A 26,605-nucleotide genomic window follows, 5' to 3' on the forward strand; every position below is an offset into this window, starting at 1 on the left:
GTACCCCATGAGAGGAAACGTGATGTTCGAATATGCGTTGGAAGTCCACGAGGAGCCGAGTAGTGTCTGGTTGTCCTGCGCAGAAATTCCAGAGATGCACGCCGCTGGCGACACCCTCGAGGAAGCACTCGACGGCGCCATTGATGCGATGGAAACGGCATTGTCGATTTACGTTGATGATCGCCGGTTGATTCCGACAGGTGATGCGGGGGAGCAGGAAGGTGACGCGGTATTGCGTCTGCCTATACTGACTGCGGCAAAGGTTGGGCTCTGGAATACGCTTTTGGAGTCTGGGATAAGCAAAGCTGAACTGGCACGACGCTTGGGTGTGCAACGACCCCAGGTAGATCGGTTAGTCGATTTCCTGCATCACTCCAAGATCGAAAATGTCGAGCGTGCATTGCAGCAGCTCGGGCGGCGGATTTTGCTTTCGGTTGAGGCTGCGTAAGGTTGAAGAAAAGCCCCCGATAGTGATGGCTGTCGGGGGCTTTTCATTTGGAGTGGAAAACACACCCTCCAGAAACAACAAAGCCCCTGCATTTCTGCAAGGGCTTCGTTTTGTATGGTGCCGGCACCAGGAGTCGAAATATTAAGCAAGTATCTGATTATTCGAAATATTTTCTCTATGCATCTTAAATGCTACCGCTAATAATACCCTTATGACCTCTAAGCTTGGCAATGTACTCAGCGCTACACCCATGCTTTTTGGCTGAGATTTATTAAGCGCTGGGGTTCCGATTCGTTCATCCATGTAAGCTGGGCGAAGAAGGAGTTTTACCCACTCTGTATAGCTTTCGATATTTCGATGAAGTCTAAGGGTGTTCGGGTTTTATCTGCACAAATTTGTGAACTTGTTTAGGGTGGTGGCTCTGCATTACACTTAATGTATAAAAATTACTGTTTTGCAAGGAAGAACGTATGGGGTATACAGCGGTTTTTAAAGGTTGGGGTAGTCTGACAATTGATGATTTAATTGTTGCCTATAGAAAAGCAAAAGCTGATTGTTTTTTCGAGAACACATTTCCAGCTGCGATTAAATTTGCTGAGTACGAGCAAGATTTATTGGGCAATCTGAATGCCTTGTTGGAAAGGTTAAGTGGCAAAGTTGGTTTTGTTAATGACGATAAAATGCTAGGTGAATATCGTCTTCTTCCTAAAAAGCTAACCATTGAACCTAAAAAGAATGGGTCTAAGGGGCATATTCATTTTTCTTGTCCCATAAGAGCATTTGATCATATCAAAAGTAATAATCATCTGGTCCCGGAATTTCGAATTGTGGGCGATTTTCCAGTGGATGCGCATGTGGTCTCTGCTCTTTGGATAAACATGATTGGCCACAAGTTCGATGCTTGCCTAGGTCCAGATTGCTATGGGGCGCGTCTAAAGCGTGTGAGGAATGACGAAAGTCTAGATAAAAATGCGCATAAACCTTTTCATTTGCGTGCGATTGGTTCATTTTCCCCATACTTTCAGCCCTACCAAAAGTGGCGTAATGATGGGTTAAGAGCAATCCGCTACGAGCTTGAAAAAGATCGGGACGTGATTGCTGTGTCTCTCGATCTGAAAAGCTACTATCATTTTGTAGACCCGCTCGCAGTCGCTGCTCCGGCGCTACAAAAAAAATTAGGGGTAGACCTTTCAAAGGATGAGCAGCAGTTTACAAAGGAGCTTGCGCAGTTTTTATCGAGTTGGTCAAAGGGGGCGAAAAAATTTAGCGAAAGGTTGGTGCAAGAAGCTGTGGAGATACCAGGTGGTCTGGTGATTGGTTTGACAGCAACTCGCATAATATCCAATGTTTTGTTGAGTCATTGGGATAGATTGATTCGAGAGGCCGTCGCTCCTATCCATTATGGTAGATACGTAGACGATATGTTTATCGTATTGCATGATACGGGGAACATCACCAGCGCCAAAGAGTTTATGTTGTTTCTGCAGAACCGATTAGGTGAAGACTGCATTTTTCAAGAGTCGGATGGCGCAGAAGAAACAAGGAATAAAGATGATAGACTGTGGGAGATTCAGCAAGGGGAGGAATTGCAGAAGAAAACTAAGATCAAGCTGCAGGCAGAAAAGCAGAAGTTATTTGTCTTGCATGGTCGAGCTGGCTTAGATTTGTTGGATAGCATAGAAAAAGAAATTTACGAGCTATCCAGCGAACATCGATTAATGCCCTCGCCAGATCAACTAGAGGACTCTACAGCGGCTCGAGTGCTTTCAGCTGCAGGTAGTGTAGGTGACCAGGCAGACACTCTACGTAAAGCGGATGGATTAACAATCCGGCGACTTAGTTGGTCTTTGCAATTGCGCCATGTAGAGACCTTGGCGAGAGACTTGCCTCAGAATGAATGGGTGAGGCAGCGTGAGGAATTTTATCAGTTCGCACACAATCATATTGTACGACCTGAGAATATATTCGCACACTTTACCTACTTGCCTAGACTTCTTGGTTTTGCTATCAGTCTGAATGAGTGGGAACACGCCGAACAGATTGTAGTGCGTGCATTTTCCGCTATTGACCTGTTGGCGGTGCATGTTACGCCGGGTAAAGAAATTGGCTTGAATGGCGCCAAAGCAAAAGCAGGGAAAGAGCTTTGGCGATACGTAAAGGGTACGCTTGCTTGGATGTTCGTCGACGCGGCTGCTCGTTACTATGATCCTAAGAAGCTGTTGAATCAGAATCGTCCTAAGAAAGAAGCGCGCTTAGCTGAATTGTTTTTGCAAGTAATCATTGAAGCTTTGACTGATTTTGAAGATATATTGGATTTTCGAATTGGTTCAGAAGATTTTTATAAGAAAGCACCTTTAATTGCTATGGCGGATCTCGCTAAAGAACCTTATAAAAGGATTCTAAGTATTCGCTCGGTCCAAGACTTGTTTGTGGAGCACCCTGAGAATGATGAGAAGCGAATTTGTAGTTGTTTGGAAAGCTCGGAGTTGCTTGATATTGATGCGCTAAAATTGTTTCTAAGGTCAACCAGACGGTCTCGGCTCCATAAGGTAAGTGCAACAGCGCGTAAAGATGAGAGCTTAATGCCTTATCTCTTCCCAACAAGGCCACTCACCCCAGCTGAGATCGCGGAGCTTGCTCCAGAATGTGTAGGATTGCCGGGAAATACTCGTAAGGTATTTACAGAAAGTCCGGCGGCTATTTGGGCGCAGTATGTACAGGCTCTTAGAGGTGTTTGGATAAAGCCTACTTTGCTAGCCTTAGAGCAAGAGCACGGACGGAACGAAGCAAAGGGTGTAGGGAGTTATTTGTATATAGGTACTAAGCGTAAGTCAAAAATTATAGTAGCATTAACAAATATTAAAACAGATGAGACTTCTTGGGCGGCAACGGCTTGTGATAAGCCAAATCTCTCGTTGGAACGATACAGTCGAATAGCTGAGCTTGTTAATCAAGCTATTCAGCTCACCCCTAAGCCTGACTATGTTCTTTTCCCCGAGCTTTCTGTACCGTTGAGGTGGGTTGACAGTATAGCTGGGAGGCTTAGCGCTGTTGGAATTAGTCTGGTGGCCGGTACTGAGTACCGACATTTTTCAAAAAATAAAGTAATTAGTGAAGCATGTCTGGTTCTGGCAGATGACCGACTCGGTTTCCCTGCCTCCGTTATAATCAGACAACCTAAACTTCAGCCTGCAGTAGGCGAGGATCAGTCGCTTACTGCAATTTATGGCAAGTACTGGGCGTACGGGAAGTTGACAAAAACTTCAAATAAGCCGATATACATCCATAATGGAGCCTGTTTTGGTGTTATGGTGTGTTCGGAGTTGCAGAATAGTAAGGCGAGAGTGGACTTCCAAGGTGAAATTGACGCCCTTATGGTTCTGAGTTGGAATAAGGATCTGGAGACTTTTTCGGCGCTTATCGAGTCAGCAGCTCTCGATATACATGCTTATATGATTTTAGCGAATAATAGGAAGTATGGAGATAGCCGTGTGAGAGCTCCTGCCAAAGAATCATATATGCGGGAGTTGGCTCGTGTACGGGGTGGCGATAATGACTTTATTATTGCGGCAACTTTGGATATAGACGCGCTTAGAGCGTTTCAAAGTCGGGCGAAACGATGGCCTCAGGACGATGATTTATTCAAGCCCCTTCCAGAGGGATTCGAACTTAGCCATCGGCGAAGGAAGTTGCCCCCAAAGTGAGAAAATTTATGGGTGGAGCTAGCGTCAATTGCTTTTAGCGGAATTAGCCGCTAGCTGCCTGCTGGGCTTGCCAGCGTGTGAACCGGACAATTTTAAACCGTTGACATCGTTTACAGGGTATTAACCGTGGTCAGGAGGTCCTGATCATATCCGCCTTGGAGTGCTTTTTTTACCGCGCCATCCTCTGTTGGCGGCTCTGGTCACCGCTATTCCGTAACGCATTGGATCGGACGCTATTTGCCCGTCAGCGTGTTCTCCAGCACAGAAGCCACTTGTTCCGTCTGGGCATGCACCGCAAGCCGCATTTGATTCCAGGTGCTTTTAGCTGTCGCAAAATCAGATATCTTCAGCAGGCACTGACTCGCTATCGAAATCTCCTCTTCACAGGTGAAGATCCCGGACGCCAGCCTTCCAGGTAGGTCCATGGTGGAATCCTCGTCTGAGTTTTCCCGCCACCCCATTACGCGATCCATCATTGAGATCATTTCAAGCAATCTGGTATTGGGCGCCACCAAGTAGTGATGCGCCTCAACTGGGGTATTTTCTGCAATTCCCTGAGCCAGTAGGGTGATCCAATCTTCAAGAAACCGTCTCATTAGCGCCATCTGGTCGAATGCCGCTTGAGCGATCTCGCCCAGGTTCTCGCACGAGCGAATAAAACGGTGCCGTGCTTGAGCTGCTTGTGGCCCCGACTCATGCAGGAACGCCGCGGGTTGTTGGAGTACGGCGAAATGCTGCGTCCATGCTGCTGCCCAGTCGTTTGGCGAAATGACGTAATTGGTAAAGCCGAGGCTCGTGGGCAGATCCTCGACGGTGAGCAAGCCGCTCTCTACGGACGCAATCATCGATTCCATAGCCGCCTCCATTACGTGGCGCGCCCGGCTCACCAAAAAGCTCGTTTTGAGTGTCTTGGCGGAATAGCCGTCCAATTCGAAATGCAGATCTGCATAAACACTCGAGATGTCTGGATCCGCCGCAACAGCTGGATCAAACAAGTAATCGCCAAGGCCGCTGCGCAGCCATTCTGAGCTGCCTTCCGTGTGCTTATGGATATCAGCAGGTAAGCATTTTCGAACGCGGCCCGATGTGCAGGTAACCCCGACGTCATGCAAAACCCGTGCGACAAATTGCGAGCAAACAATGCCTTTCTGATGGCTGAACGTCTCCGGCTTCTCACCCAACGCCAATACCGAATAACGCAGGCCAAAATAGTAGTTCGCTTGGGCAAGCAGCTTCGCGCGCAAGTCTTCATCGAGTTCCCGAAGCCTTGCTACCGATGACCTTTCAAGATCATAGGTCTCACGTATTTCGCGCCACGCACGGATTTCAACGCCCTCGTTGGGAACCGCATGGATAACGCGGTAGGGGCTAATTACCAGGGCGACGTGCGTGTACAGAGCTGGGCTGACCCGGGCTATCGATTGATAGCCGAGGTTGAAAGGGCGGGTTTTAGATTTGCCCGATAGCAGCAGGATATCGCCTGGGGCGGCTGTCCAGGGTTGCGGCGTAGGTTGGTTCATAGGGTTGCAGGTCCTCCGTGACTGGTTCTGGTGACGCTAATCCAGGTGGTGGCATTTTGTCTATAAATCGGCAAGGGGTTGGGGCTGCGGCAACACTGCCATGGTCCTGTTAACACTGGATAGCCGGTTTTGCGCAGTGCTGATATCAAGATCGCCACGCTCGACCAAACAACGAAGGTACGCCACGTAATTCGTCAAGACCTGCCGATCAATCTTCCGTGCATCGTAGACGCTGGGGCCTTCCTCGGAGCGGCACCATTTCACGAATACCAACCATCGATCACAGTGCGCTCTTACTGTTCCATAGCGGCCGCCGCCGAACATATCTTTTAGCGCCTGTGGCCCTGCGTAGCTCAGTTACCTGCCGTAGCCGAATTACGGCCATCGCGCCTACCCACTAATGCCATGTCGGTTACCTCATCTACTTTTCTCGTTCCTCGCCCCACGTCATCCCGCCAAGAATGTTGAGTGTTATCAGGGATCAAGGCCCCTGCGGCCTGTGAGGGTTGTCCACTGACGCGGGACTGGCGGCTCTTTACGGCCGGGAGCTTGGGCATCTCATGATCTGACCTCCTGAGCACTTCCGAAGAAGTGGGCGGGTGGAGGTTGCACTGGCTGACGAGACCAGTGCCGCGAGATCCTGAGTCGGGTGAAGGCAGTGATGCGATGACCGGGGCATGCCTGACCGTCAGTCAGGTGCAGTCCATTCCTTGGGCTGCGGCACCATCATCTACATCGCTGTTGCTGGTGACTTCGGTGTTTGTCACGCCGATTGTCACGAGGGGGGATGCCGCAAAGCCTTGTACGAGGTGGCCTGCAGCAGTGGTAGGAGCGCCCGTCTCTTTCCGGGAGAAAGAGACGGGCGCAGGTTGGCGCACGGGAATGGCCAAGTGGATAGGTTGCTGCAGGGCAGCTATGAAAGGGGATGAGTTGCCGCAGTGGGCACACTGGTAAAAGTAGGCATCCATCACATCGCTGTGACCGTGCGAGCCGCCGGACGCTAATCGCACTTTGGGAGAACCACCACGGTATGGCGTAGCCTCAAAGGTTCTGGCTACCTGGGTTGCTGTCGACGACAGCGCTTTGCCCGATCTTTTCTACGCCTGTGGATAATTCGGGTCAAGACTCCAATTTTCGGGAGTTCTGCGGCTGTGGATGAAATTATCCACCGGTGGAAATCAGTGGTTTTCCACAGACAGTTGTGTGGGCTTTAGATTTTTTAAGTGAGGTCCATCCAAGCAGGGCGGCTTTGCAGCCCTGTTTGGATGGACCCGCGTGGACAAGCGGATCGCTGAGATATGAAGACCGAGCGCTTACTCGGTTGCGCCACGTTTTGCTTTTAGGCGAGTGACGTTCGCTCCTGTCTGGTTCGCGAATTCATGTGGAGTGACATGCTCCTGCCGGTTGGCCTCCAGGTACCGGCTCCACCAGTTCATGATCAGCCTGCGCTCCTCGATGAACTCGGCCTTGTGGATGTAAGCGGCGCGGACGTTGTTGCGCTCCTTGTGGCTCATCTGCCGTTCAATGGCTGTCTCCGACCACAATCCTGACTCGATCAGTGCGCTGCAGGCCATCGAACGAAATCCATGCCCGCAGATATCGGTTTTGGTGTCGTATCCCATCGTCCGAAGCGCGTTGTTCACGGTATTTTCGGACATGGGCTTCCAGGGTTTGGCATCCCCTGCGAAGACCAATGCGAATTTGCCTGTGAGTGCATGGATTTTTTCGAGTAGCGCCACTGCTTGCGGCGATAAGGGTACTAAATGGATATCCCCTGCCATCTTCGTACCCCTCGTTGAAAAGGGTACTCCGTCCAACGCGGGTCGAGTGTCCGGTATCTCCCAGGTGCCGCGCTTGAGGTCGAACTCGCTCCAGCGGGCGAAGCGCAGTTCGCTGGAGCGGACGAACACATGCAGCGAGAGCATGACCGTCAGCCGGGTAAGTGCGCGGCCTCTGTAGGTGTCGATACGCTCCTGCAATTCAGGCAGACGCGATAAGGGTAAAGCAGGGCGGTGAATCACCCTCGGAGCTTTGATCAAACCTTCAAGGTCGGAGGCAGGGTTTGCCGCGATCTGTCGAGCACGTTTCGCCTCGCGCATGATGCTTTGCAGGTAGTTTTGTACCCTTAAAGCGACGTCAATCGTACCGCGCTTCTGGATCGCTTCCAGAGGTTGCATCAGGTCATGAGTGTCCAGATCGACAATAGAGCGAGCGCCGATCAGCGGGAAGACATGGGTTTTGAGACGGCTCAGGACGGTCTTGGCATGCCCCGGAGCCCATTTGGCAGACATCGCTTTGTGCCAGTCCAGTGCGGCGCTTTCAAAGGTTCGGCCTTTGATTGCGGCCTGCGTCTTGGCTTGGTGTTTGGTCTCTATGGGGTCGATGCCTTTCGCCAGCATCCGCTTGACCTCCAGGCGCTTGTTGCGAGCATCGGCGAGGCCGACCACGGGGTAGCTGCCGAACGAGGTCAGTCCTTCGCGTCCATCAGGTTTTACATACCTGAGACGCCAGCCTTTACGGCCATTGGGCTGTACTAAAAGGTAGAGGCCGTCGCCGTCGAAAAGCTTGTAGGCGCGGTCGGTGGGCTTGGCTGAGCGGCAAGCCGAATCGGAGAGTGGAGCAGTGGTGCGCGACATAAGGGTACTCCCCCCTTTATCGAATTACCTTACCCCTAACATTACCCCTAAAACGGCTGGAAACCACTAGATTTTGACGTAACCCTACAGAACTCCAAAACGAAAAAACCCGCCAGAAGGCGGGTTTTTCGGGGGTTCCAGAGATTTTAAAAGCCTTCTTTGGAACCTTGTATGGTGCCGGCACCAGGAATCGAACCCGGGACCTACTGATTACAAGTCAGTTGCTCTACCATCTGAGCTATACCGGCGTGTGGGCGACGATTATAGCGACTCGGGTGCTTCTGTAAACCCCTGAATTCAGACTATTTTTGCGCCCTCTGCGATTCACGCCCGGCGCAGGACGTTGCGCAGTTTTTGTACAGCGCGCCAGGCGCGGCTGTTTTGCATGGCGCGCAGTTGGGCTTCGGCCTGTTCGGCGCGTTGCAGGGCGGTTTCCAGGGCCGGGTTTACCGGGTGGGCGAGGTTGTGGCCTTTGCACAGCTGGAAGTTGTCGAGGTTGCACGGTGGCAGGTCGAACGCGGGTTTGAGGTTGATGTGTTCGTTGGCCAGGAAGAAGCTGTTGAGGCCGTCGAACAGGACGTTGGTGTAGCCGGCGTCGGTCACCAGGTGTTCCCAGGTGTGGTCGCGCTCCCATGGGGTTTCGATGAGGATGATCCAGGGGCGGAAGCGACGGAAGTCCATGCCGCGCAGGACGGTTTCTTCGTGGCCTTCGACGTCGATTTTCAGGAAGTGGATCGGCCGCTCGGCGGCGTGTTCTTCGCAGATCGAGGTCAGTGTGCGTGCGTTGACAGTGAAGCTTTGCACGTCCATGCCGAGGTTTTTGCGTTCTTGCGCAACGATTGGGTCAGCGGTGGACAGGCCGGTGTCGGCAATGCCGTAGAAAGTCAGTTCGCCCGGGTGGTCGCTGGCCACGCATTGCAGCGTGGTGTCGCGGGGGCGATGCTGGCGAAGTGCGTCGTGGTAGTTCTGCATCGGTTCGACGTTGATGCCCTGCCAGCCGCGATCATAAAAAGCTTTGGTGACCGAATCGTGGATAGGGTCATTGGCGCCGACATCGATATAAAAACCGTTTTCAAAATACTGAAGGGCGCGCCAAAGGCGAACGTCCTCGAAATTCTGTGCGTAAGAAATGAACGTCACGGTCGCTTCCTGTCGGTCAGATTTTTCTTGTTCGGGCGCGCGCTACCTGCACGGCGTAGGTCTGTATAGCAAGGGCGGATGGCAGGCGCAATTGCCCATTGCCGGCGTCCGCGATTCGGCGGTTATGTCCTTTTGCTCGAGGGCTTATGCACAACAGGCTTTGAAGAGGACGGGCTTAGAGGAGATTTTGTGGACGGGTTCTCATTTGGGTCGCAAATCCCTGTTTTGCCGGTTTTTTATCTATATGAACAAAAAATGACCAGCACTGTTAGTGGCCTGAAACAGCCGTGGATATTGGATCCACGATAATTCCATCAACAGAGTTATCCACAGGCTGTGGAAGATTAAACGCGCTCTGCCAGCAACAGGAAATTGCGCGGTGTGAGCGGCGCTTCGCAGAAGGTGCCGAGACGTACGACATAGCCCTGTTCGCTGAGGAAAAGTGCCCGATCAAGATTCAGCCAAAGCTCCAGCGGCCGTCGGAACAGTCCGCGGAGCAGTTCCAGGTTGCGAACTTCGGCCAATCGCTGCCAACCGGCGGCTTCCAGTGCTACCCAATCTGGCGAGCCAATTGTGGATAACTCTTTGAGTGCTGCCAGATCGCAGCAGTAATCGGCGAACGGTTTGTCCAGCCAGGCGCTCGGCAGGGACGGCGTCGGCAGGTATTCGTCGACGCCACGCACTTGCCGTTGCAACTTATCGAAAGCGAGCCTGCGGGCCATGGAAGTGTCACGCTGACGTCGGACGCGGACACCGGCGGTGACGGTCTCGCTCATTGGCAGTGAAAGATCTTCCAGCGAGAGCTGTAGGTCTGATCGCGAACCTGCGGAGGACAACGCCTGATATTCAGTGCGACTGATCCGGTTGTAGCAGCACGGGGCGATCGCCAATTGTCGGCAGCCAGCGGCGGAGGCCAGTTGCATCAATCGAACATGCAGATCGCCGCAAGCATGCAGGGCAACAGGCGTGTGTTCGGCGTTCAGCAATAAAGCGGTGTTCGCCGCGAGCACATCCTGCTCGACATGCAGCGCATGCAGGTGATGACGCTGACTCAACGCCTGACCGCTGGCAACCAGCGCCGGGTTGTATTCCAGACAGGTGAGTTGCTGATCAGCGCCGAGCAGGCGCCGGCCCAAGTGGCCTTTGCCCGAACACCAATCCAGCCAGTGCTTCGGTTGCGTAGGAAACGACAAGCGGCTGGCGAAGGCTTCGATCTGCTGCCATTTGCGCCCCGGCACATCGACATTCAGACGATGCCCGGCGGCTTCCAGCGAATGCGCAGGCAACTCACCGACCGAACTCAACTCAAGCGACAACGCCGCCAATGAAGCAAACGGCTCCGGCGCATCCAAAAGTTCGGCAGGTTGGTTGTGGGCATTTTCCGCATCTTCCAGCGAACGTCCGCGTAGCCACGAGGCCAGTTCCGGGTAGGACGCTTCCCAAGGCAGTTGCAGATGAGTGAAAGGGCGGGGTTTCCACAATCCCTGATGGGCCGTGAGAAATGCATCCAGTGCCGTGAAACGGGCGAGCAGGGCCTCGCCCGTCAGCACGCCGGAAGAATCAGCGCCCTTGGCACGCATCGACGCGCAACCACCGCTCCAGCTGCTTGAACGCCTGAACGAGCACAAACGACATCAGCAGGTAAATGACGCCTGCGGTGAAGAACATATCCACTGTCAGGTAGTTGCGGGCAATGATGGTGCGGGTGATGCCAGTGAGTTCGAGCAAGGTCACCGTGCTCGCCAGAGAACTGGCCTTCAGCATCAGAATAACTTCGTTGCTGTAGGCCGGCAGAGCGATGCGCGCGGCGCGGGGCAGGACAATATAGAACAATGCCTTGGCCTTGGACATGCCCAGTGCGCGTGCGGCTTCGATCTCACCCGGCGGGATGGCTTGGATGGCGCCACGCAGGATCTCGGCGATGTAAGCGGCTGTATGCAACGTCATCGTGGCGGTGGCACACCAGAATGGGTCGCGCAGGTACTGCCACATGAAGCTGCCGCGTACGGCGTCGAACTGAGCCAGGCCGTAGTAGACCAGGAACAGTTGCACGAGCAACGGAGTGCCACGGAAGAAAAAGATGTAAGCGTAAGGAAATGCGCGGATAAACCAGAGTTTGGAGGAACGAGCGATGCCCAGAGGAATCGCCAGCAACAACCCGAGAATAACGGCAATACCCACGAGTTCGAGTGTCAGCAGGGCGCCCTGAAAGAACTTCGGCAGCCACTTATAGATGACTTCCCATTCCATTACGTCGTCCTCACGAAGCCACGAGCGGCGCGTTTTTCCAGGAAGTGCATGGTGATCATCGCCAGTATGGTCAGGACCAGATACATGAAGGCTGCAACCAGATAGAAAGTGAATGGATGCTTGGCGAAGGTTACGGCGTTCTGCGCATTGCGCATGATTTCTTCCAGTCCTATGACCGACACCAGCGCGGTGTCTTTCATCAGAATCATGAACAGGTTGCCAAGGCCAGGCAGGGCGATACGCCACATCTGCGGCATGATCAGCCGGGTGAAGATCCGCCATTTTGACAGGCCCAGGGCCTGGCCGGCCTCACGGTGACCTTTGGGAATGGCCAGGAGCGCGCCACGAAAGACTTCCGTGGCATAGGCGCCGAAGCACAGTCCGAGGGCGGTTACGCCTGCCACGAAAGGGCTCAGTGCCAGGTCGGGATTACCAAAGTATTCGCCAATGGCATTCATCGTCTTGACGGTGCCGAGGTAGATCAGCAGAACCCATAGCAGTTCCGGCACACCGCGTACGAGGGTCGAGTAGGTTTCGCCAAGCCACTGCAGCGGCTTGTACGGGGAAGTCTTGGCCAAGGCACCGAGCAGACCGAGCACCAGCCCGACGCACAGGGCCGAGAGTGCCAGTTTGACGGTCATCAGCGCGCCGGCGAGTAGCACCGGGCCGAATCCGTGGAGATCGATAATCATGGATTTCTTTTCAAATCGCGGCAGGCAAGATCGGGAGCCTGCACCGTCTGATCACGGCGCAGGTCCCGCAGGTCAGGATCAATAGATGCTGAACGGGAAGTACTTGTCGTTGATCTTTTTGTAGGTACCGTCGGCGACGATTTCCTTCAATGCGGCGTTCAGCTTCTCGCGCAATGGGTCACCTTTGCGCACGGCGATGCCGATCTTGTCGCTTTCCACGACCGGGTCACCCTTGAACTCGTAGTTCTTGCCGGCGTCGGTTTTCAGCCAGTCATAGTTGGCGTACTTGTCGGCGAGGATGGCATCGACACGACCGGAGGTCAGGTCCAGGTAGGCGTTTTCCTGGGTGTCATAAAGTTTGACCTGGATATCGCTACCGTAAGTGTCTTCGAGCCAGGTGCCTGCCAAGGTTGCGCGTTGCGTACCGATGATCTTGCCCTTGAGCGCGTCCTTGTCGGTTTTGAAATCGACGTTTTTCGGCGCGATGAACTGCAGTTTGTTCGAGTAGTACGGGTCGGTGAAGTCCACCGCGCCCTTGCGCTCGTCGGTGATCGACAGCGAGGAAATCAGGAAGTCGAACTTCTTGGCGTTCAGGGCCGGGATGATGCCGTCCCAGTCGGAGGTGACCACGGAGCATTCAACTTTCATCTTGGCGCACAGGGCGTCGCCGATGTCTTTGTCGAAGCCGACGACGTTGCCGCTGGCGTCTTTGTTGTTGAACGGCGGGTAAGCCGCTTCGATGCCCATCTTCAGGGTCTCGGCCATTGCACCGGCGCTGAACGCGAGGGTGACGGCGGCGGCCAGGAAGACCTTTTTGTAGTTCTGCATGCGGGTAGCTCCGTTAGCGGTTGCTGGACATGAATTGTTTGCAGCGCGCCGAAAGCGGGTTTTCGAACACCTGCTGTGGCGATCCTTGCTCTTCTACCAGGCCCTGGTGGAGGAACACCACCTCGCTGGAGACCTGACGGGCGAAGCCCATTTCATGGGTCACGAGCAGCATGGTGCGGCCTTCTTCGGCCAACGCGCGGATGACATTAAGTACTTCCTGGACCATTTCCGGGTCAAGGGCGGAGGTGGGCTCGTCGAACAGGATCACCTTGGGCTGCATCGCCAGCGTGCGGGCAATCGCCGCGCGCTGCTGCTGGCCGCCGGACAGTTGCGCCGGGTAGGCGTGGCGCTTGTCGGCGATGCCGACCTTGGCCAGCAGCGCTTCGGCGACCTCGATGGCTTCGGCCTTGCTCTGGCTGAGCACGCGGCGCGGGGCTTCGATGATGTTGTCGAGCACGCTCATGTGCGGCCACAGATTAAAGTTTTGAAACACAAAACCAATCTCGGAGCGCAGGCGATTGATCTGCTTGCCGTCGGCGGCAACCAGTTCGCCATTCTTGGCGGCCTTGAGCTTGAGTTCTTCCCCGGCCACCAGGATCTGGCCCTGATGCGGGTTTTCCAACAGGTTGATGCAACGCAGGAACGTGGACTTGCCGGAACCGGAGGAACCCAGGATCGAGATCACATCGCCGTCGCGGGCGGTCAGCGAGATGCCTTTGAGCACCTCAAGCTGTCCGTAGCGTTTGTGCAAGTTGCGGATTTCAAGCGCGGGCGTGGCCTCAGCCATGTGCGTTCCTCATATATGTTGCGCTCCTGCTGTTGGTTGGCCTTCCTGGCGAGGCGGCCAAGCTAGCATAGCGTTTCAATGGCAGCCAACAGCGCTACGAGCGGTAAACGGATGGCGTGTGGCAGGTTGTCGCATCGGCGCAGCAGGCTGTCGCCCCATCAACAACCGAACGGGTGTTTGAACGTGGATTCCCGTGGGTGTCGCGTAAAAAAAGGCGCGATGTTGCCACCTTTGGCGGGGTGTTGGAAGCGCTAACCGGCCGAACGTTCCTCATTCGCCCTTTTATTGTGCATCCCGTACTTTTTCAGTGTGTTTCTGGTGCGCTGATTCGTTTGAAAAGTGAGTCGCAGGGTAACGCTTTGGCGAAAGGCCATTATTCTCAAGGACTTGCGATGACTGTCCGGTCGCTCGGAAAACCGCACGGCAGAAGAGTTTGAAACATTTTGGCGCATTTATTGCGTGCAGAATCCGGAACGCCCCGTTGGATTCTTTTTACGAGAAGGAACACCAGACGGGCCGGACGCAATCGCTTTCCTCGCAAAGGTAGTTCCAATGAGCAGTACCCAAAGCTCCAATGGCCTCGAACAGGGGCTCAAACCGCGTCATGTGACCATGCTGTCGATCGCCGGGGTGATCGGTGCAGGTCTGTTCGTCGGCTCCGGCCACGCCATCGCCGCCGCCGGTCCCGCTGTTCTGCTGGCTTACGCCGCTGCTGGCGCGCTGGTTGTGCTGGTCATGCGCATGCTCGGCGAAATGGCGGTTGCCTCGCCTGATACCGGCTCGTTCTCGACTTACGCCGACCGTGCCATCGGTCACTGGGCCGGTTTCACCATCGGCTGGCTGTACTGGTGGTTCTGGGTTTTGGTGATTCCGCTGGAAGCCAACGCCGCCGCAACCATCCTGCATGCGTGGTTCCCGGGTGTGGATATCTGGGCGTTCGCGCTGATCATCACCATGCTGCTGACGGTGACCAACCTGTTCAGCGTGAAAAACTACGGTGAGTTCGAATTCTGGTTCGCCCTGCTCAAAGTGGTGGCGATCATCGGTTTCATCATTCTTGGCGTTGCGGCCATTTTCGGCTTCCTGCCGAACAGCCAGGTCAGCGGTGTTTCGCACATCTTCGACACCCAGGGCTTCCTGCCAAACGGCATGGGCGCGGTGCTGGGAGCGATCCTGACTACCATGTTCTCCTTCATGGGTACCGAGATCGTGACCATCGCGGCCGCGGAATCAAAGAACCCTGGCAAGCAGATCTCCAAGGCCACCAACTCGGTGATCTGGCGGATCGGCCTGTTCTACCTCGTGTCGATCTTCATCGTTGTGGCCCTGGTGCCATGGAACGACCCGGTTCTGGCCAGCCTCGGCTCCTACCAGACCGTGCTTGAGCGCATGGGCATCCCGAACGCCAAGATGATCGTCGATATCGTGGTTCTGGTTGCTGTGACCAGCTGCCTGAACTCGGCGCTGTACACCTCTTCGCGCATGCTGTTCTCCCTCGGCAAGCGTGGCGATGCACCGGCCATGGCGACCCGCACCAACAAGAGCGGCACGCCTTACTGGGCGGTGATGCTGTCTACCGGCGCGGCGTTCCTGTGCACCTTCGCCAACTACGTGGCCCCGGCTGCGGTGTTCGAGTTCCTGCTGGCGAGCTCCGGCGCCATCGCGCTGCTGGTGTACCTGGTGATCGCGATTTCGCAACTGCGCATGCGTAAACAACGCATGGCTCGCGGCGAGAAAATCGTCTTCAGCATGTGGCTGTTCCCGGGCCTGACCTACGCGGTGATCGTATTCATCGTCGCGGCCCTGACCATCATGCTGTTCCAGGACGCCCACCGCGTGGAAATCCTCGCGACCGGCCTGCTGAGTCTGGTCGTCGTAGCTACCGGTCTGTTGGTAGCTCGTCGTCGCAAGGTGGAAAACCGTGGTGCGGCAGTTTTGAACTGATCCGCCACGAGTAACGCAAAACGGCCGCTGTCAGTGATGACAAGCGGCCGTTTTTGTTACTGCGAGCGGTTTATTCGCTCTTCTCTTCCTGCGCTTCCACCGACTGACCGTAGGTGTCCAGCGCAATCCCGAAATCGCTGATGAACTCCGGTTCGCTCAGCCAGGCCTGGGCGGTCTCGCGATCCATGCCATCGGCCCACATGCGGTAGTCGATCAGCATGTCCGCGGCCAGGTGAGTGGCGGCCATGCCTTCGTTCTCGGCGTTTTCCATGTCCAGCAGTTCAGGATGGTCGACGATGATGAACGCCAGTTCACGCAGCAGCGTCAGGAGCATTTCGTTGCGGCTGACGGCTTCGGCGTCGCGCATTTTGCTGAACATCGCCAGGGTGTATTCCGGGATCGGCTCGGCCAGGTGGCCGAGGTCATCGTCCTGGGCCAGGGGTTTGCGACCGACCATGCGGATTTGCTTGGCTTTGGCCTTGGCGCGTTTGGCGCGTTTTTGCTGCTTGTTCAGGGATGCCATGGGAACTCAGTTTTTCTGTTGGGTTTGTGCGGCGATTGCGTCGGACGCGGCCACATAGTCTTTCTGGAAATCCGGGGACTCGATCCACGCCAGAGCGCCAGCCTCGTCGGTCTCGGTGGACCACTGGCGGTACTCGATCAGCGCGGCGAGGATGAAGTCCATCGCGCCTTCTTCGCCTTCCTGCTCGTACACCAGCTCCAGCAGCGGGTCTTCGAGGAACGCGGTGCACAGGGCCTGCTGGCTGATCTTTTCGGCGTCGATCATTTTCTTGAACAGTTCGGTCAGGTCCACCGACTCGAAATCGATGCGGTCGTCGTTCGGGTCCAGCTCGACCGGCGTTTCCGCGCGTTTGGTGCGGTTCTGCTTGGCCTTGGTCTTGGCCCGGGCGGCGCGTTTTTGCTGCTTGTTGGCGGAAGCCATGGTGTGTGTTCCGTGGTGCGTTAAAGGGCTTGGCTGCGTGGGATTTCGCGCCCCGGTGTGTCGGAGGCCAGTTCGCCGGTCTGCAGCCAGGTCAGAGCGATGGGCCATAGTGTGGCTTGGTATGCGTTGCGAAAAAAGGCGAAATGTCCGACTTGCTGTTCGCCGATGTCCTGCGGCTCGATTCGCAGGTGGGTCTTCTGCGCATTCTGGAAGTAAGCCAGCAGGCGTTCGATGGCGGGAATCGTGCCGTAGGGATCGTCGCTGATGCTGATTGCCAGGGCTTTGGCCCGGACGTTGGCGAAGGGCAAGTCCGTCATCGTTCTCCCGCTCGGGCGCCGCTCATAGCGCGCGGCAGGTGTGCTCCAGTCGCGCACCACACCGGCAGGCGTGTCTTCCAGCCAGCCAATTCGTTTGCCCGGGAAGTAGCCACAGAACAGCGTGACCAGCGGCATCAGCAGGTGCCATTTGCCGAACATTCGCCAGCGGTGCTCGGGCGCGTAATCGCGCCAGTAAGCGAATTGCGCGCCGACCGTCACCAGTCGTCGGATTACCTGTCCGGACGCCCCCAGGCCTGCTGCGCAGCCGCCGAAGCTGTGCCCGACCACATCGATCGGCTGCCCGGGAAACTCTCGCTGCGCGCGTTTGAGCATCGCCTCGAAATCCAGCGCGCCCCAATCCGTCCACGAAGCCTGCAAATGCCTCATCGACTTCGGCCGCGACTCGCCAATGCCCCGGTAGTCGTAAATGATCACGTCGAAGCCGTTGGCGAACAGATACGCCGCGAAGCGCGAGTAGTGGCGGCAGCGCACGGACGTGGCGGCGTTGATGATCACCACCGGGCATTGTGGATCCGGTGTCGCGTGACGCCAGGTGAAACCGCCGAGCAGATAGCCGTCGGCGGCGGGCTCGTGGAAGGGCTCGCTTTCAACGTCGGATGCTTGGCCAAGGGGAGGCGGCGCACTTTGTAGGTTCATGGGTTTAGAGCCTGGCTAGGACGGGTCGAGAATGAACTTCACGCGGGATGTAACGCAATGACTTGGTACGCAGTGCGTAGCGGATTGACGGTTCGAGGCGGTCGCCAATCCGTGACGCAGTGCGTCATGAATTGGCTGGAAGATACTTCTGTAGTCCTTTTCGCATTCAAGGCAACTCCCAATCGTTCTAAAACCCGCCCCGCAAGAAAAAATCTAAAAAGAGGTAACGATTGGGTTCCACGAGAGCCCGGGAGTCGTCCTCATGAAACGCGTTCTTTCATTCGTGCTGCCCCTTGCCGCTGCGGCGGTACTGCTGTTTCCGATCATGGCGCAGGCTGCGAGTCTGGAGCCGATCGACAATTCCGCTGTGCAGGTTCAACAGCAAGAGCAAAACGGCGTTCGCTATCTGGCCGGCGGGATTGGTGAAGATGAGTCGAAAGCCATTCAGCAATCCGCGGGCTACAACCTGCACATGACCTTCGCTGTCGGTACGCAAAACGAATACACCGCCGATGTCGACGTGGCGATCCAGAAAGCCCCCGGTCAAACCGTGCTGACGCTGAATCAGACCGGGCCATTGGTGTACGTTCAGTTACCGCCAGGCAAGTACACGGTCGTCGCCACCCGCAAGGGTGAAACGCGTCGGGATGTGGCGCAAGTAGGCGGCGGTGCTGCGCGCAATCTGGTGTTCCACTGGAGCGACAACACCTAACGTCGCCGACGGTCACGCCCGGGTGGCGTGACCGTCGCGGTGCGTCCCATCCAGATCAGAAGCCAGGCAGCGCCCGACAGGAAGAGTGCGAAGAGGCAGTGCGTGGCAACAGTGAACCAGAAGTCGAAGGACTGTTCGGCCTGTGAATACACGGCGAAGTGTTTCCCCCGAGCCATGTTGCTGATGCGTCCCTGAATCAGGCCGTTCACCGTTTCATAAGTGATCAGGCCTACGCAGAGGGTCAGTACGGTGCCGAGAGCGATCATCAACCAGTCGGTGCGTTTTACGGGTGGCGCAGGATGGGGCAGGGGGACGCGGGTTCTTTTCTGGTTCATCGCGGTGATGACCCTCTTCCGTAAGGGTTGAGCAACGTATCGCCAATTCCGGCCTGCAAGAAGGGCGGGATCGGGCCGTCATCAAATCGCAGGCATAAAAAAACCCTGAATCTTGCGATTCAGGGTTTTCGGTATTTGGTGCCCAGAGACGGAATCGAACCGCCGACACGGGGATTTTCAATCCCCTGCTCTACCGACTGAGCTATCTGGGCAACGGGGCGCATTAAAAGGGTTTTTCGGATTTACGTCAACGACTTTTTTAAAATTTCTTAAATTAATTCCGTCGCTTACGATCCGACCCCCGATTTCGCGGGGTTTACTCTGCAGGCGGAACGTAGCCTTCCGCTTGAGCGTATTCCTCGCCGGAGAAGTACTTGTCCATTTCGCCCTGAAGAAATTTGCGGTCTTCGGCGTTCATCATGTTCAGGCGTTTTTCGTTGATCAGCAGTGTCTGGTGTTTCTGCCAGTCGGCCCAGGCCTTGGCCGAGACGTGTTCGAAGATGTCCTGGCCCTTGGCGCCCGGGTACGGTGGGCGCTCCAGACCTTCGAGTTGTTCTTTGTACTTGCGGCACATTACGGTGCGGGTCATGTCGACTCTCCTGCATTCAAGACGGCGGCCGCGCGTTCGAGCAAGGTCTTGACCGGGGCGGCGAGGCCCAGGCGCGGCGGGGTGGCGAGGTTATACCAGAGCCAGTCGGCCTCGGCCACGTGACCGCCGGCCTCCTGCACCTGAACCAGCCAGGGTTCGATGGACAGCTGGAAGTGGCTGAAGGTGTGGACCAGGCTCGGCAGCGCCTGCTGCTCGCCCAGTTCCAGCGAGTGCTGCGCAGCGAGGTGTTGCAGGTCGTCGAGGCCATCGAGTTCCGGCAGGCTCCACAAACCGCCCCACAATCCGCTGGACGGGCGGCGATAAAGCAGAATCGCGCCGTCCTCGTTGGCCAGCAGCGGCATCAGCGTGCGTTTCTGCGGGATAGCCTTGCGCGGTTTGGGGATCGGGTAACGCGTCTCCAGGCCGAGCATGTGCGCTTCGCAGCCCTTTTCCAGCGGACACAGCAGGCAGCTCGGCTTGCTGCGGGTGCAGAGCGTGGCGCCCAGATCCATCATCGCCTGGGTGTAGGCGTTGACCCGATCCTGCGGCGTAAAGCGCTCGGCGTTGGCCCACAGCTGTTTGGCGACCTTTGGCTCGCCGGGGTAGCCCTCCTGCGCGGTAAAGCGCGCCAGCACTCGTTTGACGTTGCCGTCGAGGATCGGCGCGCGCAGCCCCATGCTGATACTGGCGATCGCACCGGCAGTCGACAGGCCGATGCCCGGCAAATCCGTGAGCTTCTCGACATCCCGGGGGAACTCGCCACCGTACTGGCTGACGACGATCTTCGCGGTCTTCTGCAAATTACGCGCGCGGGTGTAGTAACCCAGCCCCGTCCACAGGTGCAGCACTTCGTCCTCCGGCGCTTCGGCCAGGGCCTCGACCGTCGGCAGCGCGGCCATGAACCGGTCGAAGTAATTGAGCACGGTGCTGACCTGGGTCTGCTGCAACATGATCTCGGACACCCACACCCGGTACGGGTTGATGTTCTGTTGCCAGGGCAAATCATGGCGGCCGTGGCGGTCGAACCATTCCAGCACCGCCGTGGAAAACTGCTCCGCTCTCATCGCTTGAACAGCCCCTTCAATGCGTTTTTCAGTTCCGGGCTGACTTTGTCACCCAGTTTCTCGTCGATTTTTTCGCTGATCTTGTCGCCGGCCAGTTTGCTCGCGACCTGGCCCATGCGTTCGTTGTCCAGGCGGCAGGCCTTGGCGCCCAGCTCCAGCGGGCCTCGGCAGCGCAGCGGCCATTCGATGCCGACGAATTTGTCGCCGACCTGACAGGCCGGGTCCGGCATGGCACTGGTGTCGCCCTCGACGATGATGCCGACGCGATAGTCCATGCCCAGCACCTTGAGGTCGATATCGCCGTCACCGTTGACGCTCATGCCGGGGATGCGCACTTTCAGGTCCGGGTTGCTGGCCACCCCGTTGCGGAAGGTCAGGTTGCCCTTGAGCTCCTGGAACGGCGTGTCCTTGCCGCGCGGCTCGCCGCTCAGGGATTTGCGGTTGAGGGTGGCGATGCCCTTGCACAGTTGTTGCTCAAGGTTGGCGTTGAGCAGCACGCCGTTGTTGATCACGAAACTGGCGTTGCCGTTGAGGGTTTCAATCAGCGCCTGCTGGCTGTTGCCGCTGCCGGTGACGGTGCTGGTGAGATTGACCAGACCTTTGACCGGCGGATTCTTGCCCTGGCTTTCGAGGATTTTCTCCACCGGCACCCGGTTGATCCGGGTTTGCAGGTTCAGCACCGGCGCCGTCTGGCGAACGTCCAGCGTGCCCTTGGCTTCGAAGTCGCCGTTGTACAACTCGCCCCGCAGGTTCTCCAGAGTCAGCAGGCCGCCCTGGCCGGTGGCTTTCAGTGCGGCGTTCTGGATTGGCAGCTTGTCGAGGGTCAATTGGCCGAAGGTCAGGTCGGCGTTTACGTCGAGTTTACTCAGGCGCTCAACAGGGAACAGACGTTCTGTGCTCCACGCGCTTTTGCTCGGTTTTTCCGGCAGCGGTGTGCTGCCGGCACCGGCCATTGCATCGGCCTCGGTGCTGGCGACTTCGGCCTGACGGACCTGAGTGGCGTTGTTGGCTTTTTCCGATTTCGCCGGCAGGTAACGGTCGACGTTGAAGGTGTCGGCCTTGAGGACCGCACGCAGCGATTGCTTGGCGAAATCTTCGACGGCGATACGGCCGCTGAAGCTGCTGTCGTCGAGTTTCAGGTTGATGTTGTCCAGCGCCACGCTGGTCGGCGTCGCGGCGACACGGCTGACCAGTTCAACTTTGCTCAGGCTGCCTTCGGCCATGGCGGGCAGGGTCTGTCCGATGCTGTCGACGAATTTCGCCAGGTCGAACTGGGCGATGGAAATCCCGCCGGTGATCTGTGGCGTCTTGTCCAGGTCGTTGGCCTTCAGTTCGCCCAGGGCGCGCAGCTGATTGACCGAGAGCTTGATGCCAGTCCATTCGGCGACGTTGGCGGCCTTGTCCAGCAACAGTTGCCCTTGGGCGGCGAAGGTCACGGTCTTGCCTTGCAGCGGATCGCCGGCGACTTCGCCGGACAGCTTCAGGTCTTCGAACTTGTAGCGTTGCAGGGCGCGCTCGAAGCGCAGCTCGCCGTTGAGCTCGGTGCGCACCCGCAGCACTGGCTGGTTGGTGCCGAGGAACGCGGTGGCTTTGACCGGAATATTGGTCGAGTCGTGAACAGCTCCGGTGCTCAGCTGGATGCTTTCGGCGCTGAATTGCTTGCCGGTCAGCTCGTCGTTGTATTCCACGCGGGCGTTGTTGACGGTCAGGCTATCGATGTCGAGCCGGATCGGCTGGGCCGGTTTTTCCGGTTGCGCAGGGGCCTCGGGGGCGGTTTCGGCCGTGGTGGTTGGCGCCGGGGCGCTGCCGGCCTTGGGCGGCACCTTGCCGATGTCTTCCCAGTTGCCATGACCATTCTTGTCACGGTTCAGGCGCAGGTTCAGGCCTTCGACGCGCACGTCGCTCATCTGCACTTCTCGGCGCAGCAGCGGCAGCACGCGCACGGACAGGCCGAGCATCTGCAGGTCGGCGAACGGTTCGGCAGGCTTGGCCAGGGTCGCGACGCTGGCCTCGTGCAGTTCCAGGCCGAGCCACGGGAACAGGCTCCAGCCGATGTCGCCATTGAGCGTCAGCTCGATGTGGGCCTTGTCGCGGGCAATCTGGCGGATCTCGTCTTTGTAGTCGTTGGGATCAAACAGGTGGGTCAGGGCGAAGCCCGCCGCCACAATGATCAGCAACAGCCCGAGAAGTACCAGACCCAGGATTTTGCCGAACGCTTTCATGGGCGAGTCCTTGTAAGTAGTCGAATTCGTAATTTAGCCGGGGAGTATAGCGCTGCATCAACCCGCGCTGTTGCGGTGTCCCGTGCAGCCTGCTGAACCTTGATGTACAGCGCTTCGACAACGATCGGCATCGGGGTTCCCCGGCATCAGGAGATCAGATGACTCAAAAAAGGTGATATCAGTTTGGTTTTTCTGTCACGTGCAAATGGTAACCTTCGCCCGTTCGTACGCCCATCTGCGACTTAACGTCGCGCTTTCAAGGAGCTTCACCCGCAAAAAAACGGTCATGCCTGCGTGCATAAAGGCCGGGGTGGGCAGTGGCTGGCGAACCATACTAATAATTGGGGGATACACAATGAGCACGACCATTACGGCGGACGGCTTCAAAGCCGATCAGCCCGGGTTCCTGTCCAAGGAACGCATCATCGCCAAGCCCGGTTTCAACCGTTGGCTGGTCCCGCCGGCCGCTCTGGCCATTCACCTGTGCATCGGCATGGCCTACGGCTTCTCGGTGTTCTGGTTGCCGCTGTCCAAGGCGCTGGGCGTCACCGCTCCGGTGGCTTGCGCACCGGACATGAGCTTCATCGCACAAGTGTTCTCGTCGCAATGCGACTGGCCGATCTCCATGCTCGGCTGGATCTACACCCTGTTCTTCATCTTCCTCGGCTGCTCGGCAGCGATCTGGGGTGGCTGGCTTGAACACGCAGGTCCACGCAAGGCCGGTGTTGTATCGGCACTGTGCTGGTGCGGCGGTCTGCTGATTTCTGCGCTGGGTATCTATACCCACCAGATCTGGCTGATGTGGATCGGCTCCGGCGTGATCGGCGGTATCGGTCTGGGCCTGGGCTACATCTCGCCGGTCTCGACCCTGATCAAGTGGTTCCCGGACAAGCGCGGCATGGCGACCGGCATGGCGATCATGGGTTTCGGCGGTGGCGCGATGGTTGGTGCACCACTGGCGACCGCTCTGATGAGCCATTTCGCTTCGCCGACTGGGGTGGGCGTGTGGCAGAGCTTCGTGGCCATGGCCGCAATCTACTTCGTGTTCATGATCGGTGGCGCCTTGGCCTACCGCGTGCCGCCAACCGGCTGGAAGCCTGAAGGCTGGACCGCTCCGGCTAAGAAAGCCTCGAACGCGATGATCACCCACCGTCACGTTCACGTGAATGTGGCGTGGAAAACCCCGCAATTCCGTCTGGTGTGGCTGGTGCTGTGCCTGAACGTGTCTGCCGGTATCGGCATCCTCGGCATGGCTTCGCCACTGTTGCAGGAAGTGTTCGGCGGCAAGCTGCTGGGTAACGATCTGCCGTTCGGTCAGCTGGACGCCGGTCAACTGGCTTCCATCGCTGCGATTGCGGCCGGTTTCACCGGTCTGCTGAGCCTGTTCAACATCGGCGGTCGTTTCTTCTGGGCGTCGTTCTCGGACTACCTGGGCCGCAAGAACACTTACTTCGTGTTCTTCGCGCTGGGTTTTGCGCTGTACGCACTGATCCCGAACCTCGGTCACCTGGGCAACGTTGCGCTGTTCGTGGCGGCGTTCTGCATCATCCTGTCGATGTACGGCGGTGGTTTTGCGACCGTTCCGGCCTATCTGGCCGACCTGTTTGGTACACAGATGGTTGGCGCGATCCACGGTCGTCTGCTGACGGCCTGGGCCGCCGCTGGCGTGCTGGGTCCGGTGCTGGTGAACTACCTGCGTGAGTATCAGTTGAGCATCGGTGTTGAACGCGCTGCCGCTTACGACATCACCCTGTACATCCTCGCTGGCCTGCTGGTGCTGGGCTTCCTGTGCAACCTGCTGGTGCGCCCGGTGGCCGACAAGTACTTCATGACCGACGCCGAACTGGCCGCCGAACAGGCGCTGGGCCACGACAAGGGTGCTGATGCCAGCACCGTGCTGGAGTGGAAAGCCGCGCCGGGCAGCAAGCCATTGGCGATCGCTGCGTGGCTGGTGGTGGGGATTCCGTTGGCGTGGGGTGTTTGGGTGACCCTGCAGAAGACGGCGGTTCTGTTTCACTAAGTTCGTTTACACCTGATCGTTCCCACGCTCTGCGTGGGAATGTCTCCCTGTGACGCTCTGCGTCACATTCGAAGTGGACGCAGAGCGTCCGGGGCTGCACTCCCACGCAGAGCGTGGGAGCGATCAGCGCCTTTCGATGCTTGTATGGACATGTCTATCCCCGACAGCACGGGGTTCTATCCGTCAGTCATTCCACCTCTCGTGTTTCTGTTTCGGCCCCGCGCCCCTATAATGGCTGCCTTTTTCGCCCAATGATTTTGCGGAGCTGGTGATGGCCGAACGTAAGGCGTCTGTCGAGCGCGACACTCTGGAAACCCAGATCAAAGCCTCGATCAACCTTGATGGCACCGGAAAGGCCCGATTCGATATCGGTGTTCCTTTTCTTGAGCACATGCTGGATCAGATCGCCCGTCACGGGTTGATCGACCTGGATATCCAATGCAAGGGCGATCTGCATATCGACGACCACCATACGGTGGAAGACGTCGGTATCACCCTCGGCCAGGCTTTCGCGCAAGCCATTGGCGACAAGAAAGGCATCCGTCGCTACGGCCACGCCTACGTGCCGCTCGATGAAGCGCTGTCGCGCGTGGTGATCGACTTCTCCGGCCGTCCGGGCCTGCAGATGCACGTGCCGTACACCCGCGCCACCGTTGGCGGCTTCGACGTCGACCTGTTCCAGGAATTTTTCCAGGGCTTCGTCAACCACGCACTGGTCAGCCTGCACATCGACAACCTGCGCGGCACCAACACCCACCACCAGATCGAAACCGTGTTCAAGGCATTCGGCCGCGCGCTGCGCATGGCCGTCGAGCTGGATGACCGCATGGCCGGCCAGATGCCTTCGACCAAGGGCGTCCTGTAATGCAGACGGTTGCAGTTATCGACTACGGCATGGGCAACCTGCACTCGGTGGCCAAGGCCCTCGAGCACGTCGGTGCCGGCAAGGTGCTGATCACCAGCGATGCGGCAGTGATCCGCGAAGCCGACCGGGTGGTTTTCCCCGGCGTCGGCGCGATTCGCGATTGCATGGCGGAGATCCGTCGCCTCGGTTTCGATTCGCTGGTGCGTGAAGTCAGTCAGGATCGTCCGTTCCTCGGCATCTGCGTCGGCATGCAAGCCTTGCTCGACAGCAGCGAAGAGAACGACGGCGTCGACTGCATCGGCCTGTTCCCGGGCGCGGTGAAGTTCTTCGGCAAAGACCTGCATGAAGACGGCGAGCACCTGAAAGTCCCGCACATGGGCTGGAACGAAGTGAAGCAGGCGGTGGATCACCCGCTGTGGCACAACATTCCGGACCTGGCGCGTTTCTACTTCGTGCACAGCTATTACATCGCCGCCGGTAACCCGCGGCAGGTGGTTGGCAGCGGTCATTACGGCGTCGATTTCGCCGCGGCGCTGGCCGAAGGTTCGCGTTTCGCCGTGCAGTTCCACCCGGAGAAGAGCCATACCCATGGCCTGCAATTGCTGCAGAACTTCGCGGCGTGGGACGGTCGCTGGTAAATGGCCGTCAAGAAATCCAAGCCGCCGATCCTGACCCTCACTCCCGAGCAGGAGAGTGAAGCCAACCGCAAGATTCAGCGGTTCATGGAGGATCGTTTCGAACTGGACCTGGGTTCGTTCGAGGCGGCGGAAATTCTTGAGCTGTTTACCCGCGAAATTGCTCCGCACTATTACAACAGGGCGATTTTCGATGTGCAGACCCACCTCAAGGAGCGGTTTGAAAGCATCGAAAGCGACCTGTGGGCGCTCGAGAAGAATTAGGGCAGCGGCAAGCTTCAAGCTGCAAGCTGCAAG

At 57.2% G+C, this 26,605-nt stretch carries 23 protein-coding genes, 2 tRNA genes and 1 pseudogene; 8 read left to right on the plus strand and 18 right to left on the minus strand.

The window, feature by feature from the left end; genetic code table 11:
* Window positions 1-22 precede the first annotated feature (22 nt).
* On the plus strand, window positions 23-448 hold the full coding sequence (locus tag C1X29_RS13450) for a type II toxin-antitoxin system HicB family antitoxin (protein ID WP_102717644.1): 426 nt from the start codon (window positions 23-25) through the stop codon (window positions 446-448).
* A 470-nt stretch (window positions 449-918) separates the two neighbouring features.
* A complete protein-coding gene (locus tag C1X29_RS13455) occupies window positions 919-4,152 on the plus strand; it encodes an RNA-directed DNA polymerase (RefSeq protein ID WP_102717645.1) in 3,234 nt (1,077 codons plus the stop codon).
* Between the two features lie 233 nt (window positions 4,153-4,385).
* On the opposite strand, the gene C1X29_RS13460 is transcribed toward C1X29_RS13455, so the two are convergent.
* From C1X29_RS13460 to C1X29_RS13510, 10 genes and pseudogenes are all read right to left on the minus strand, one after another.
* The gene (locus C1X29_RS13460; protein ID WP_102717646.1) at window positions 4,386-5,672 is read right to left on the minus strand and encodes a hypothetical protein; all 1,287 of its coding nucleotides are present in this window, start codon (window positions 5,670-5,672) and stop codon (window positions 4,386-4,388) included.
* Window positions 5,673-5,762: 90 nt separating this feature from the next.
* Window positions 5,763-6,079, minus strand: a pseudogene (locus C1X29_RS29800) (integrase); the annotation flags it as partial.
* Between the two features lie 906 nt (window positions 6,080-6,985).
* Window positions 6,986-8,308 (minus strand): integrase arm-type DNA-binding domain-containing protein, encoded by a 1,323-nt coding sequence (locus C1X29_RS13475; protein ID WP_102717648.1) that lies wholly within the window; start codon window positions 8,306-8,308, stop codon window positions 6,986-6,988.
* Window positions 8,309-8,480: 172 nt separating this feature from the next.
* A tRNA-Thr gene (locus C1X29_RS13480) sits at window positions 8,481-8,556 on the minus strand.
* A gap of 76 nt (window positions 8,557-8,632) precedes the next feature.
* Window positions 8,633-9,448 (minus strand): FkbM family methyltransferase, encoded by an 816-nt coding sequence (locus tag C1X29_RS13485; RefSeq protein ID WP_102717649.1) that lies wholly within the window; start codon window positions 9,446-9,448, stop codon window positions 8,633-8,635.
* A 344-nt stretch (window positions 9,449-9,792) separates the two neighbouring features.
* The gene (locus tag C1X29_RS13490) at window positions 9,793-11,028 is read right to left on the minus strand and encodes a methyltransferase (RefSeq protein ID WP_102717650.1); all 1,236 of its coding nucleotides are present in this window, start codon (window positions 11,026-11,028) and stop codon (window positions 9,793-9,795) included.
* Window positions 11,009-11,698, minus strand: coding sequence for an ABC transporter permease (locus tag C1X29_RS13495; protein WP_064382782.1), 690 nt, complete (start codon window positions 11,696-11,698; stop codon window positions 11,009-11,011). The genes C1X29_RS13490 and C1X29_RS13495 overlap by 20 nt, the downstream gene beginning before the upstream one ends.
* The gene (locus C1X29_RS13500) at window positions 11,698-12,390 is read right to left on the minus strand and encodes an ABC transporter permease (RefSeq protein ID WP_102687857.1); all 693 of its coding nucleotides are present in this window, start codon (window positions 12,388-12,390) and stop codon (window positions 11,698-11,700) included. The genes C1X29_RS13495 and C1X29_RS13500 overlap by 1 nt, the downstream gene beginning before the upstream one ends.
* A 78-nt stretch (window positions 12,391-12,468) precedes the next feature.
* Window positions 12,469-13,218: an ABC transporter substrate-binding protein gene (locus C1X29_RS13505; RefSeq protein WP_102687858.1), complete on the minus strand. Its 750-nt coding sequence runs from the start codon at window positions 13,216-13,218 to the stop codon at window positions 12,469-12,471.
* 13 nt (window positions 13,219-13,231) lie between these two features.
* Complete coding sequence (locus C1X29_RS13510; RefSeq protein WP_102717651.1) at window positions 13,232-14,005, minus strand: ABC transporter ATP-binding protein; 774 nt, start codon at window positions 14,003-14,005, stop codon at window positions 13,232-13,234.
* A gap of 552 nt (window positions 14,006-14,557) precedes the next feature.
* Between C1X29_RS13510 and gabP the strand changes: the two genes are divergently transcribed.
* Window positions 14,558-15,949, plus strand: coding sequence for a GABA permease (gene gabP / locus C1X29_RS13515; protein WP_102717652.1), 1,392 nt, complete (start codon window positions 14,558-14,560; stop codon window positions 15,947-15,949).
* Window positions 15,950-16,019: 70 nt separating this feature from the next.
* Here the strand turns inward: gabP and C1X29_RS13520 are convergent, their stop codons facing one another.
* From C1X29_RS13520 to C1X29_RS13530, 3 genes are read right to left on the minus strand one after another with little or no spacing between them, the layout of a single operon-like run.
* Window positions 16,020-16,472, minus strand: a complete 453-nt coding sequence (locus C1X29_RS13520; RefSeq protein WP_085608645.1) for a hypothetical protein — start codon at window positions 16,470-16,472, stop codon at window positions 16,020-16,022.
* A gap of 6 nt (window positions 16,473-16,478) precedes the next feature.
* Window positions 16,479-16,892: a hypothetical protein gene (locus C1X29_RS13525; RefSeq protein WP_085746369.1), complete on the minus strand. Its 414-nt coding sequence runs from the start codon at window positions 16,890-16,892 to the stop codon at window positions 16,479-16,481.
* Between the two features lie 20 nt (window positions 16,893-16,912).
* A complete protein-coding gene (locus C1X29_RS13530; RefSeq protein ID WP_085746370.1) occupies window positions 16,913-17,866 on the minus strand; it encodes an alpha/beta fold hydrolase in 954 nt (317 codons plus the stop codon).
* 262 nt (window positions 17,867-18,128) lie between these two features.
* On the opposite strand from C1X29_RS13530, the gene C1X29_RS13535 reads away from it, so the two are divergent.
* On the plus strand, window positions 18,129-18,578 hold the full coding sequence (locus C1X29_RS13535; RefSeq protein WP_085746371.1) for a hypothetical protein: 450 nt from the start codon (window positions 18,129-18,131) through the stop codon (window positions 18,576-18,578).
* On the opposite strand, the gene C1X29_RS13540 is transcribed toward C1X29_RS13535, so the two are convergent.
* From C1X29_RS13540 to C1X29_RS13560, 5 genes are all read right to left on the minus strand, one after another.
* Window positions 18,575-18,913, minus strand: a complete 339-nt coding sequence (locus C1X29_RS13540) for a hypothetical protein (RefSeq protein ID WP_085746372.1) — start codon at window positions 18,911-18,913, stop codon at window positions 18,575-18,577. The genes C1X29_RS13535 and C1X29_RS13540 overlap by 4 nt on opposite strands.
* Window positions 18,914-19,049: 136 nt before the next feature.
* Window positions 19,050-19,125, minus strand: a tRNA-Phe gene (locus C1X29_RS13545).
* A gap of 104 nt (window positions 19,126-19,229) precedes the next feature.
* A complete protein-coding gene (locus C1X29_RS13550) occupies window positions 19,230-19,502 on the minus strand; it encodes an oxidative damage protection protein (RefSeq protein WP_007952551.1) in 273 nt (90 codons plus the stop codon).
* Window positions 19,499-20,566: an A/G-specific adenine glycosylase gene (mutY, locus tag C1X29_RS13555; protein ID WP_085746373.1), complete on the minus strand. Its 1,068-nt coding sequence runs from the start codon at window positions 20,564-20,566 to the stop codon at window positions 19,499-19,501. The genes C1X29_RS13550 and mutY overlap by 4 nt, the downstream gene beginning before the upstream one ends.
* A complete protein-coding gene (locus tag C1X29_RS13560; RefSeq protein WP_102717653.1) occupies window positions 20,563-22,788 on the minus strand; it encodes an AsmA family protein in 2,226 nt (741 codons plus the stop codon). The genes mutY and C1X29_RS13560 overlap by 4 nt, the downstream gene beginning before the upstream one ends.
* Before the next feature lie 355 nt (window positions 22,789-23,143).
* Between C1X29_RS13560 and C1X29_RS13565 the strand changes: the two genes are divergently transcribed.
* From C1X29_RS13565 to C1X29_RS13580, 4 genes are all read left to right on the plus strand, one after another.
* Window positions 23,144-24,808 carry an OFA family MFS transporter gene (locus C1X29_RS13565; protein WP_085611172.1) on the plus strand — a complete coding sequence of 555 codons (1,665 nt, stop codon included), beginning with the start codon at window positions 23,144-23,146 and terminating at the stop codon, window positions 24,806-24,808.
* 271 nt (window positions 24,809-25,079) lie between these two features.
* Window positions 25,080-25,673, plus strand: a complete 594-nt coding sequence (gene hisB, locus C1X29_RS13570; protein WP_085712764.1) for an imidazoleglycerol-phosphate dehydratase HisB — start codon at window positions 25,080-25,082, stop codon at window positions 25,671-25,673.
* Window positions 25,673-26,311: an imidazole glycerol phosphate synthase subunit HisH gene (hisH, locus tag C1X29_RS13575; RefSeq protein WP_007952546.1), complete on the plus strand. Its 639-nt coding sequence runs from the start codon at window positions 25,673-25,675 to the stop codon at window positions 26,309-26,311. The genes hisB and hisH overlap by 1 nt, the downstream gene beginning before the upstream one ends.
* Window positions 26,312-26,572 (plus strand): DUF2164 domain-containing protein, encoded by a 261-nt coding sequence (locus C1X29_RS13580; RefSeq protein ID WP_011332018.1) that lies wholly within the window; start codon window positions 26,312-26,314, stop codon window positions 26,570-26,572.
* Window positions 26,573-26,605: the final 33 nt, after the last annotated feature.

The sequence above is a fragment of the Pseudomonas sp. GW456-12-10-14-LB2 genome, assembly GCF_002884345.1.
In the GTDB taxonomy this organism is placed as follows: Bacteria; Pseudomonadota; Gammaproteobacteria; order Pseudomonadales; family Pseudomonadaceae; genus Aquipseudomonas; species Aquipseudomonas paraglycinae.

Coding starts and splice junctions, on each gene's coding strand:
- C1X29_RS13495 (WP_064382782.1), bottom strand. CDS start 11,698: ATGGAATGGGAAGTCATCTATAAGTGGCTGCCGAAGTTCTTTCAGGGC.
- C1X29_RS13535 (WP_085746371.1), top strand. CDS start 18,129: ATGAAACGCGTTCTTTCATTCGTGCTGCCCCTTGCCGCTGCGGCGGTA.
- C1X29_RS13550 (WP_007952551.1), bottom strand. CDS start 19,502: ATGACCCGCACCGTAATGTGCCGCAAGTACAAAGAACAACTCGAAGGT.
- C1X29_RS13560 (WP_102717653.1), bottom strand. CDS start 22,788: ATGAAAGCGTTCGGCAAAATCCTGGGTCTGGTACTTCTCGGGCTGTTG.
- C1X29_RS13505 (WP_102687858.1), bottom strand. CDS start 13,218: ATGCAGAACTACAAAAAGGTCTTCCTGGCCGCCGCCGTCACCCTCGCG.
- C1X29_RS13520 (WP_085608645.1), bottom strand. CDS start 16,472: ATGGCATCCCTGAACAAGCAGCAAAAACGCGCCAAACGCGCCAAGGCC.
- C1X29_RS13500 (WP_102687857.1), bottom strand. CDS start 12,390: ATGATTATCGATCTCCACGGATTCGGCCCGGTGCTACTCGCCGGCGCG.
- hisB (WP_085712764.1), top strand. CDS start 25,080: ATGGCCGAACGTAAGGCGTCTGTCGAGCGCGACACTCTGGAAACCCAG.
- C1X29_RS13490 (WP_102717650.1), bottom strand. CDS start 11,028: ATGCGTGCCAAGGGCGCTGATTCTTCCGGCGTGCTGACGGGCGAGGCC.
- C1X29_RS13540 (WP_085746372.1), bottom strand. CDS start 18,913: ATGAACCAGAAAAGAACCCGCGTCCCCCTGCCCCATCCTGCGCCACCC.
- C1X29_RS13450 (WP_102717644.1), top strand. CDS start 23: ATGTTCGAATATGCGTTGGAAGTCCACGAGGAGCCGAGTAGTGTCTGG.
- C1X29_RS13580 (WP_011332018.1), top strand. CDS start 26,312: ATGGCCGTCAAGAAATCCAAGCCGCCGATCCTGACCCTCACTCCCGAG.
- C1X29_RS13525 (WP_085746369.1), bottom strand. CDS start 16,892: ATGGCTTCCGCCAACAAGCAGCAAAAACGCGCCGCCCGGGCCAAGACC.
- C1X29_RS13565 (WP_085611172.1), top strand. CDS start 23,144: ATGAGCACGACCATTACGGCGGACGGCTTCAAAGCCGATCAGCCCGGG.
- C1X29_RS13510 (WP_102717651.1), bottom strand. CDS start 14,005: ATGGCTGAGGCCACGCCCGCGCTTGAAATCCGCAACTTGCACAAACGC.
- hisH (WP_007952546.1), top strand. CDS start 25,673: ATGCAGACGGTTGCAGTTATCGACTACGGCATGGGCAACCTGCACTCG.
- C1X29_RS13530 (WP_085746370.1), bottom strand. CDS start 17,866: ATGAACCTACAAAGTGCGCCGCCTCCCCTTGGCCAAGCATCCGACGTT.
- C1X29_RS13475 (WP_102717648.1), bottom strand. CDS start 8,308: ATGTCGCGCACCACTGCTCCACTCTCCGATTCGGCTTGCCGCTCAGCC.
- mutY (WP_085746373.1), bottom strand. CDS start 20,566: ATGAGAGCGGAGCAGTTTTCCACGGCGGTGCTGGAATGGTTCGACCGC.
- C1X29_RS13455 (WP_102717645.1), top strand. CDS start 919: ATGGGGTATACAGCGGTTTTTAAAGGTTGGGGTAGTCTGACAATTGAT.
- C1X29_RS13460 (WP_102717646.1), bottom strand. CDS start 5,672: ATGAACCAACCTACGCCGCAACCCTGGACAGCCGCCCCAGGCGATATC.
- gabP (WP_102717652.1), top strand. CDS start 14,558: ATGAGCAGTACCCAAAGCTCCAATGGCCTCGAACAGGGGCTCAAACCG.